Source organism: Nocardiopsis synnemataformans (assembly GCF_965343085.1).
Classification (GTDB): Bacteria; Actinomycetota; Actinomycetes; order Streptosporangiales; family Streptosporangiaceae; genus Nocardiopsis; species Nocardiopsis alborubida.
In genome coordinates this window covers 73,623-82,033 of record NZ_CBDRFA010000029.1, presented here as the reverse complement: position 1 = coordinate 82,033, position 8,411 = coordinate 73,623, and the positions used below count along the sequence as shown (strand labels likewise).

Below are 8,411 nucleotides of genomic sequence, written 5' to 3'. Positions count from 1 at the left end.
AGTCCTTGTGTTTAAAGAGGTGGAAGTTGCTGGCCACGGCCCCGGGCGGTAACTGCCGTCGCGGGGTCATTTGAGTTGTGTGTTCGAGAGAGAGGGTAAGGGGTGGTGGGGGTGGAATGCCAAAATACTGGGAAGTAATGTGGGGGGAAATGAGAAAACGGCCGACCAGAATTCTGGTCGGCCGTTGTTATGTCCTAGTTTCAGGGATTTGTGAGGGAGGTGCAGCTCAGGAACGCGGTCCAGGCTTCGGGGGGGTAGTCGAGATGGCCGAGTTCGCGGTTCTGGGTGTCGCGGACCAGGACCGTCTGTCCCTCGGCTACCTCCACACAGCTGCCCGATCCGCCGCTGTAGCTGCTCTTGTGCCAGTGGGGCTCACGCTTTGCCATCGAGTTCTTCCTTGACCTTCCTGATCAGATCCCGGCTCGCACGGGGCGACATCGCCTCCGACTGGAGAACGCCGAAGAGCGTCGCGCAGTGCTGCACCGGCATCATGTCATCCATGAGTGCTTCGCCCTCCATGTGCTCGGCTGAGGCGACCGTGTGCCTGTCAGGGAAGGTGTAGAGCCGGAACGGTCCGGAACCGCCCGCGTGGCACTCGGTGTCGGCGGGGATCACCTGGAAGCGGACCCTCTCCTCGTCGATCAGGGCCAGGACCTGCGTGATCTGCTCGCTCAGGACCTTCCTGCCGCCCCTGACGTTGCGGTGGAGCACCGCCTCCTCCACCACGACCGACACCAGCGGCGGGTTCTGGCCCGTCAGGATGTCCTGGCGCTCCATCCGCAGGGTGACCATCTGTCCGATCTCCGTCGCGGAGAACCAGGGGACGGTGTCGGCGAGCAGGCCCTTGGTGTAGGACTCGCACTGCACCAGGCCGGGGAAGATCACCGGCTGGTACTCGCGCAGCTCGATCGCCTCGCGCTCCAGCTGGCCGACCTCGGTGTACCAGGGCGGTAGTGCGTCGGGCGCGTTCGCGGTGTTCCAGGCCTGCTTTATCGCACCGGAGGAGCCGAACAGCTCGTCCAGCCTCTCGGCCTGTTCGACGGGCAGCCTGCGCTTGCCGCACTCCCAGGACGACACGGTGGACTGCGTCACCTTCAACGCCCGGGCGACCTGGGTTTGCTGCATCCCCACCGAGTCACGCACGTTCCTGACCTTCTTGCCCAGGCGCGCGCGCCTGGGGTCCACCTTGCGTCCCATTACGACTCCCATTTCCGGGCTATCACCGTCATCACCCATGCAAGCCCCGGGCGCGACCCGATACGGCGGGGAACGACAAAGTGTGACCGTTTGGTGATATCCCTGGCGCGCCCGAACAGCCGTTGTCCATGGTGGTGCCGCGCGCCGCGGTGGTCGCGGCGGTGCGGAAAGGGAATTCAGGTGGGTGTGGTGATTCGTATCAACCCTGGTAAAAGCGGTATTAATCGTCAACCCGACCCTCTGCCGCGGCGGGTCGTCGATTCCGAAGCGCGGGCGCCGATCGTGCTGGGCCGGATATCGCAGCATCACCTGAACCACGCGCTGAGGTTGCCGGGGATCCCCGACCAGGCGCGCGTGCTGCGCAGGCGTCTGGGCGCGGTGCTGCCGGACTCGCTCACGGACACGGCCCTGGCCCTGGCCAGCGAGCTGTTCAACAACGCCGTCGCCCACTCGCGTAGTGGGGAGGCGGGCGGTGAGGTCACCGTGATCGTGAACCGGTTCCCCGGCCGAGTCCAGATCAAGGTCATCGACCAGGGCCCGCGCGACGCGAACGCCTCCTCGCCGCACCTGCGCCCGGTCGTGCCGGTCGGGACGGGCGGGATGGACGGGGCGGGCGGGATGGACGGGGCGGGCGAGGCAGGCGGCGGCGTGGGTGAGGCAGGGGGAGTGGGCGGGTGGGGTCTGCGCATGGTGGCCACGGAGTCCAGCCGGTGGGGGACCCTCCACGACGGGGGCCGCACCACGGTGTGGTTCGAGCTGGACCGGCCGCGCACGCGGTCGTGAGGGCGGCGGAGGTGGGCTGGAACCACGCCGACGACCTGGACCGGTACGAGACCGCGCGGGTGCTCGACCGGTGTTGCGGGCGGCTGTGGACGGTCATGTGGAGTCCGTCGATGCGGGCCTACGTGGCCTTCTACCTGGGACCGGAGGCCGTGCCGTGGCAGGGCGCGCCGTCCCCGGCGGGATTGGTGGAGCGGTTGCGGGAGGTGGAGCGCGAGGTGGTGGAGGCCGCTGGCGGCTACTGGAACTGCCCGGTCGCCGGGTGTGCGTGGTCCTCGATCCGCCCGATGCGCCACCCGTGCCCGCTGCCCGCCGACGGCAGCCGCGGCACGCGGGTCCCCCGACCGCGCCCGCCGAGCGCGACCGGAGGATGAGGACGTGCGCGGCCGGGACGGCGTATGCCGGGTTCCGCGAGCTGCGGCATTCAGTCCGTCAGTCCGTGACCCGGCCTTCGGCCTCTTCCCCGGGCCTCGCACGGACCTTCTCGCGGAGCCAGGCGGGGATGTGCTCCTCGTCGCGGGGAAACTGCCTCAGCTCCCGAACGTAGTCACCGTCTCCGGAGTGGAAGAGGAACCCGGGTTCGTTGTCGTAGTCGAACTCCGTCGTGAACTTCCCAGGGCGTGTGACGGTGTACTCCATGGAGAACCAGGTCCCCTTCCCCTCCTGGTGCATCCCCCTGCGCAACTCGCCGATCCTCAGAACGGTTCCTATCGGGATATCCGCCCGTTCCGCACGTCCGTCGTCGTGGCGCACGAGCATCGACTCCTCGCGGTAACTCACGATGGCGTGCACGGTGTAGGTGATCTCGGTCCAGGTGTCGGGGAGGGAGCCCACGATCTCCTGCCCGAGTTCGGTGAGGATCTCATGCTGCTTCCGCGGGTCCAGGTGCCCGCGCCTGAAAGGCCTCGTCAGGGGGTTGTTCTCCGGGGCCGGTTGCCGTGTCCGTGTCATGTCTCCCCCTCGTGGGCGCCGACGCCGTCCCCGCCGCCGCGCTGTCTCCGGTTCCGTTCACGCTGGTCCATGGCGTTCAGGGAACCCTCGCTGAAGTCGGTCAGTGGCGCTGTGCGGGCATAGCGCTCGGGCACGCCCCGTGGGACGTGGATCCCGCCCACCTCGATGGAACCCGCATAGTCGGGGTTGACGGAGTCGCCCCGCTCGTACACGAGCAGGAGGGGAAAGAAGGGGTCGGCAAGGTCCGGCAGTTCCTGCTCCGAGTCCTTGAGCGCGGCGAAGTGCAGTGCCCACTCGACGGTGTGGGCCGCGTAGAAGGTCCCATGGCCTGAGAGTGAGGCCAGGGTCCGGTCGACCACGTTCTGAGGGGCGCGAACCCCAGGGTTCACCGTGAGGGCGATGTCGTAGAAGGGCCACCCTCCGCGGCCGAGTTCCAGCCTCCACAGCGCTGATCTTCGCAGGTACTCCTGGAGGAGCCGTCCCTGCGACCTCCGGAACAGGGACTTCTCGCTCCATCGGATCGCCCGTACGCGTGAGGAGAGTGCCACCACGTGTTCACCCACGGTCTGGTACGTCCCTCCGGTCCTGTGCTTGGGCTTTCTGAAGGCCGTCACCGCCATTTCTGTTGTGTCCTTTGGGACTGGCAGGGGCCATCCGTAACGGTCAGGGGATGCGGACGGCCCCGTGCGCCCAGGGCCCGGTCCTTCGGCCGCTCGTGCTGGCTCAGACGGGGAACTCGCCGTACCAGGAGCGCTGTACGAGGTGCTTGGGCAGGTACTCCGACTCCACGTCGAGGGAGAAGTCGCCTCGCTGGGACTTGTCGTAGGCCAGGCAGGCCCACGCCAACAACCCCAGCGGAAGGATGCCCCGCACCCCGGGCGGGGCGTCCTCGCGGGCGTGGTAGCACTTGAAGCTCTCCAGGGCGAAGACGAGGGCTTCGTTGAACTTGGCGGAGTCGCCCATCAGCAGACGGCGGAAGACCTCCATCTTCGGGAAGACCAGCAGGTCGAGGCTCTCGCCCCCGAAGGCGCCGCTGCGGGGAGAGGACAGTTCCATGGCCGACCGCAGTTCACCCACCAGGTCGTCGGTGCCGTTGACGTAGGCCTGGAGCGCGGCGATCCAGTGGTAGGTGTACTCGTTGTACCGCACCTTCCCGCCCGCGGCCGCGCGGCGCAGGTGTTCCACGGGGACGCGGCACAGGGCATCGGCGCGGGCGTTGTCCCGGCAGACGACCGCCAGGTAGAACGCCTTCTCCCACGTGGCCGGGTCAGCGCAGTGGAGCATGCCGGGGGCTTTCAGGGTGTGGGTCTGCTGGTCGATCAGGTACTCGACCTGTGTCCCCTCCTCCGCCTCGGAGACGGCGAACACCGCGTTGTAGTACTGCATGGCGGTGCTCCACGCCTCCCAGGTCTCCACCTTCGCGGCTTGGGGGTCCAGCAGAAGACCCAGTTCCGCGCCGGAGTAGATCGGCGACAAATAGACGTCCGCGTTGACGGGTTCCATCACCAGGGTGCGGACTATCTTCTTCCGACGTTCGGCCTGGTAGTCGAGCTCCTCCTGGTCCACTCCGTGGTCCAGTTCGTGCCGGGAGACGTGGGTGCTCATGAAGCCTTCTTCTCTGACAGGTCGAAGATGCGGTGATCGTAGCCGTTGGCGGTGGATTCCCCGGTCCACTGTCTGTCGCCGTTCACGTCCCTCGTGTAGATGTCCACCGGATTGCCCTTGAACACCGAATACGTGACACGACCCTGCCTGAGCCTGGCCTGGATCTCCCCAGCGAGTTTGAGTTTCGCGGAGTTCTCAGGTTGCTTGCCCCGCTCACTCATCGCTCTGAGGATGTCCACCAGGTAGGCGCGTGTGCCCTGGCTCACCAGACGGGGATCCTCGTTGTCCGGCGTGGCCACGCGCTCGCCGAGGGTGGTTCTGGTACTGCTCTTCGCCTCGACGATGACGATGTCGCCGTCGACGGTGCGGTAGATCTGGTCGAACTGGTCCTGACCGCCCTTGGGGGCGAACGGCGAGGGGTCGATCTCCTTCGCGCCTTCGAGATCCGGCCGCAGTTCCGTCAGCTCGGGCTCGCCGTTCTCGTCGTAGACCGTATTGCCGAGCTGGTCGACCACGTGCCTCATCAGAGGCCCGCCGTCGTTGCCCTCGATGACACTGCCGTCGAACTCGAACCTGGCGCCGGTCCTGGCGGTCTCCTCGCCGAACCGCTCGGAGAGTTCCGTGGCTTTGTTCTGCTCCTTCTTGTACGCGTCCTTGGCCTCGTTGACCAGTTTGTGGTTGTCCTTCCTGTTCTCCTTGTACTCGCCGTGCTCCTTCTCCATCTCCTCCAGGTGGTTTCTGGCACTCGCGGAGGCGTTGATGGCCGCGCGACGCTTCTCCGCCAGGGAGTCGAGCCCGGCCAGATCAGCCCGGAGACGTTCGCGCCGCTCGATCTCCGCCAGCTGATCGCCTGTGGGGTTGTCCGTCCTCTCCGGCATGAAGTCGGGGTCGTCGAGCCGGAGTTCGGTCCTGTCGCCCAGATACGCGGGCGGCTCCGCACCCTCCAGCGGAATCCAGTCACCGTTCCCGGCGCGGGCGATCTTCGGAAGCCCCCAGCCCTCTTTGCCGACCAGGGTCTCCGCATTCCTCCGGTGGCCGTTGTTCTCCTTGTAGAACTCCCGGTAGAAGTCGTTGTACGCGCCCTCCTGCCCCGGTTTCCTCTCGTTGAGAAGCCGCTGGAGGTCGTCGAAGAACGCCTGCTGGTTGGCGGGGTCGCTTCTGTCCCCCCAGGAGTGGTTCCTGAACGCCTCCACCGTCATCGGCCGCTCGTCGCCGGTGCTCCCGTTGCCGTCGGCCTCGGCCGGGTCCTGGTTGAGCGCGTTCTCGACGGTCAGGCCGTCGTGGAGGTCCTGGGTGGTGGGAGCGGTCGGCGAGTCGGAACCATCGTTCCTCTCGTCATTCGCCTGTTCCAGTCGATCCAGGGCGTCCCGGAGCTCCGCCATCTCGGACGGGCTCAGGAAGTTCTCCAGGTTCGCAAGATCGATGCCGCTGGGGGAGGGGAGGCTGTGCCCCAGCTCCGGGTCGATCCGGCCCGAGGACGAACCGTCGCCGTCCTGGTGGGAGGAAGGGTGGTCGAAGTCGACCTTGTTGAGGGAGCTCCCCGTGCTCCACAGGAACGCCACGAAACCGGCCGCTCCGCCGCGCTTGCCGGGGTTGAGCGCCTCGGAGCCGACGTTGAGTACGGCCGTGGTGATGACGTATCCGGGCCGTTCCTCCCATTCCGTCCAGGGGACGACCGAGTGCGCCACCTCCTTCCACGTGTCGCCGTAGGTCTTCCAGCCGACCTCCTCCCAGTTCTGGGTCTTCAGGTTGTAGAGGCCCACCAGGGCGGCGAAGCCCGTGATGTTCCCGTAGTGGTACTCACTGAGGGCGTCCCCCCAACTGGTCTCGAACCAGCCCTCGGAGCTGTGGACGCCCACGAAGCCGCCCACGTCCTCGGCGATGCCGGTGAAGAAGTCCCCCACCGCGTGGGCCGCGTCCACGGTCCAGCGCTCGTCGGTGTCCATCGGCCCGCCCCAGGGCAGGTCGAACTCACTGAGGTCCTCGTCGTATCCGTGCACGTACTCGTGCACCCCGGCCTCGACGCCTTCGCCGCCGTGGACGAAGTTGGTCCGCACGGCCAGGTCGGCGTTGATGGCGTTGGCGCACTCGATCTCGGCGGTCTCGTACGCGCGGCGGAGCGGGTCGATGCGGGCGAGGAGCAGGTTGTGCTCCTCGACCTTCTCGCTCTCCCCGCCGAACCACCCGCCCTTCTGCCAGTCGTCGTCGCCCTCGATGCTGGCGAGGAAGGCGTTGGCGTCCGCCGTGAGGGCGGCCCAGCGCTCCTTGATGCCGCGGACCTCCTCGGCGAAGGTCTCCAGGGCTGTGGCCGCCTTGTCCGCGCCGGTCGCGACGCTCTCGCCGTCGGCGGCGACGGGGTCGACCACGGCGTAGAGGGTCTCGGCTTCGGGGGAGGAGTAGCAGGAGCTCAGTCCCGCCCAGGAGCTCTTGATGTCGCTCCCGGCCTGGGAGACGTCGGCGGCTCTGGCCCGGAGCCGACCCGCTCGGTACTCCAACTGGCCGGGGTGGATGTCGGGTACGGGGAAGGTGGCGGGGTTGATCAGGCCACCGGTCACACAGGATTCGACGGACTCACCGGTCATGGGGGTGTCTCCATCCGATGCCAGGGGGTGTGGGATGGGGCGCCCGGGACCTGGGGCGGGGGGAGGGAAAAGGGGGAAGGGGGATGGGGCGAAAGCGGCCTCAGCCAGGGCAGGAGGAGGGATCTTCGGCCGGGGAAGGGCGAGGGCGTTCGGCTAGAGCGGTTCGCTGTGGCCCGCGGTGAGGTCCTCCGGTTCGGGGACCTCGCCCGCAGCCGCCTCATGCTGGGCGGCCATCTCCAGGTCGCCGTTGATGTAGGCCATGGTGGCCTCGCTCGCTCCCTGGAGGGCGCTGGAGGTCAGGGCCGTCATGTCGCCGATCAGGCCGAAGTGGTGTTCGGCGAACTCCGTCAGGGAGGTCTGGACGGGGCCGCTTCTCGCCGACTCGAAGCACAGGGAGAAGTACTGCTCGAAGCCGTTCGCGGCGCCGATCAGGCCCTCTCCGCCGCTCTCTTCGCCGAGGTGGCCGACGACAGCGGTCAGGACTCCACCGACCTCGGCGGGTTGGATGTTCCAGCTGGTTATGCGGTGGTTCTCCCTTCTTGACGACGGTTGGTGTGGCGGTTCAGCGGTGGCCTCGGAAAAACCTGGCTCCGCTGATGATCACCTTCCGTATTGTCAGATGGGAGGCGCGCGCGGCTTTGGTTCTCCTTGCGCGCAAGGTTTCCCGGTGACTCAGGCGCTGCGCGGGCTTCCTGGAATCGGGCAGAATTGGTTACGCAGAGTATTTTCTGTGGGCAGCGGAGAAGTCCGCCTCACTGGTCAGGTGCGCTCCGGGCCGCTGTGCGTAACGGGGGTTCCTCCGGCCGTGTCACATGGGCACGACCGAAGGCAAGAAGGGGGCGCTCACTCCATCGCGCGGCCTTCGGCCTCCTCCTGGAGCTTCTCGCGGAGCCAGTCGGTCATGTACTCCTCGTCGCGGGGGAAGTACTTGAGGTCGTTGGTGAAGCCGAAGGCGGTGGGGAAGGTGATCCCGGGGTCCTCGTCGTAGTTGTAGGTGACGTTGAACCTGCCGGGTGGGGTGATGACGTACTCGAAGGAGAACCAGGTGCCCTTGCCCTCCTGGTACATCCCCGCCCGGAGTTCGTCGATCATCAAACCCATGCCGGCGGGAGGGAATTCCCGGCGACTGGTACCGTCCCCGAACTCGACAATGAGTTCGCTGCTTCCGTGGTCGATGACACTCTGCGCTCTGTACGTCAGGCGTGTCCAGCCCTCAGGGGCCTCGTCGAGGATGCGTCCACCGATCTGCGTGAGTATTTTCTGCTGGGCCTCCGGGGACAGGTGACCACGACCGAA

The 8,411-nt window shown here is 67.0% G+C and carries 10 protein-coding genes; 2 read left to right on the top strand and 8 right to left on the bottom strand.

The window, feature by feature from the left end; all coding sequences use genetic code 11:
* Positions 1-200: 200 nt before the first annotated feature.
* Positions 201-386: a DUF397 domain-containing protein gene (locus ACSIH6_RS18270; RefSeq protein WP_435109510.1), complete on the bottom strand. Its 186-nt coding sequence runs from the start codon at positions 384-386 to the stop codon at positions 201-203.
* Positions 373-1,197 carry a helix-turn-helix domain-containing protein gene (locus ACSIH6_RS18265; protein ID WP_435109509.1) on the bottom strand — a complete coding sequence of 275 codons (825 nt, stop codon included), beginning with the start codon at positions 1,195-1,197 and terminating at the stop codon, positions 373-375. Before ACSIH6_RS18265 ends, ACSIH6_RS18270 begins: the two co-directional genes overlap by 14 nt.
* Before the next feature lie 189 nt (positions 1,198-1,386).
* On the opposite strand from ACSIH6_RS18265, the gene ACSIH6_RS18260 reads away from it, so the two are divergent.
* Both ACSIH6_RS18260 and ACSIH6_RS18255 read left to right on the top strand, forming a co-directional pair.
* On the top strand, positions 1,387-1,980 hold the full coding sequence (locus tag ACSIH6_RS18260) for an ATP-binding protein (RefSeq protein ID WP_435109508.1): 594 nt from the start codon (positions 1,387-1,389) through the stop codon (positions 1,978-1,980).
* 11 nt (positions 1,981-1,991) lie between these two features.
* Positions 1,992-2,351: a hypothetical protein gene (locus tag ACSIH6_RS18255; RefSeq protein WP_435109507.1), complete on the top strand. Its 360-nt coding sequence runs from the start codon at positions 1,992-1,994 to the stop codon at positions 2,349-2,351.
* Between the two features lie 58 nt (positions 2,352-2,409).
* Here the strand turns inward: ACSIH6_RS18255 and ACSIH6_RS18250 are convergent, their stop codons facing one another.
* From ACSIH6_RS18250 to ACSIH6_RS18225, 6 genes are all read right to left on the bottom strand, one after another.
* A complete protein-coding gene (locus ACSIH6_RS18250; RefSeq protein WP_435109506.1) occupies positions 2,410-2,928 on the bottom strand; it encodes an antitoxin YezG family protein in 519 nt (172 codons plus the stop codon).
* Positions 2,925-3,542, bottom strand: coding sequence for a hypothetical protein (locus tag ACSIH6_RS18245; RefSeq protein ID WP_435109505.1), 618 nt, complete (start codon positions 3,540-3,542; stop codon positions 2,925-2,927). Before ACSIH6_RS18245 ends, ACSIH6_RS18250 begins: the two co-directional genes overlap by 4 nt.
* Before the next feature lie 109 nt (positions 3,543-3,651).
* The gene (locus ACSIH6_RS18240; protein WP_435109504.1) at positions 3,652-4,533 is read right to left on the bottom strand and encodes an immunity 49 family protein; all 882 of its coding nucleotides are present in this window, start codon (positions 4,531-4,533) and stop codon (positions 3,652-3,654) included.
* On the bottom strand, positions 4,530-7,115 hold the full coding sequence (locus tag ACSIH6_RS18235) for a hypothetical protein (protein ID WP_435109503.1): 2,586 nt from the start codon (positions 7,113-7,115) through the stop codon (positions 4,530-4,532). The genes ACSIH6_RS18240 and ACSIH6_RS18235 overlap by 4 nt, the downstream gene beginning before the upstream one ends.
* Positions 7,116-7,268: 153 nt before the next feature.
* Positions 7,269-7,595: a DUF6507 family protein gene (locus tag ACSIH6_RS18230; RefSeq protein WP_435109514.1), complete on the bottom strand. Its 327-nt coding sequence runs from the start codon at positions 7,593-7,595 to the stop codon at positions 7,269-7,271.
* A gap of 363 nt (positions 7,596-7,958) precedes the next feature.
* Positions 7,959-8,207: an antitoxin YezG family protein gene (locus tag ACSIH6_RS18225; RefSeq protein ID WP_435109502.1), complete on the bottom strand. Its 249-nt coding sequence runs from the start codon at positions 8,205-8,207 to the stop codon at positions 7,959-7,961.
* Between the last annotated feature and the right edge of the window lie 204 nt (positions 8,208-8,411).

What these genes read in the sequence shown, in the direction of transcription:
- ACSIH6_RS18225 (WP_435109502.1), bottom strand. Translation starts at nt 8,207, where the DNA reads ATGATCGACGAACTCCGGGCGGGGATGTACCAGGAGGGCAAGGGCACC.
- ACSIH6_RS18240 (WP_435109504.1), bottom strand. Translation starts at nt 4,533, where the DNA reads ATGAGCACCCACGTCTCCCGGCACGAACTGGACCACGGAGTGGACCAG.
- ACSIH6_RS18235 (WP_435109503.1), bottom strand. Translation starts at nt 7,115, where the DNA reads ATGACCGGTGAGTCCGTCGAATCCTGTGTGACCGGTGGCCTGATCAAC.
- ACSIH6_RS18250 (WP_435109506.1), bottom strand. Translation starts at nt 2,928, where the DNA reads ATGACACGGACACGGCAACCGGCCCCGGAGAACAACCCCCTGACGAGG.
- ACSIH6_RS18270 (WP_435109510.1), bottom strand. Translation starts at nt 386, where the DNA reads ATGGCAAAGCGTGAGCCCCACTGGCACAAGAGCAGCTACAGCGGCGGA.
- ACSIH6_RS18265 (WP_435109509.1), bottom strand. Translation starts at nt 1,197, where the DNA reads ATGGGACGCAAGGTGGACCCCAGGCGCGCGCGCCTGGGCAAGAAGGTC.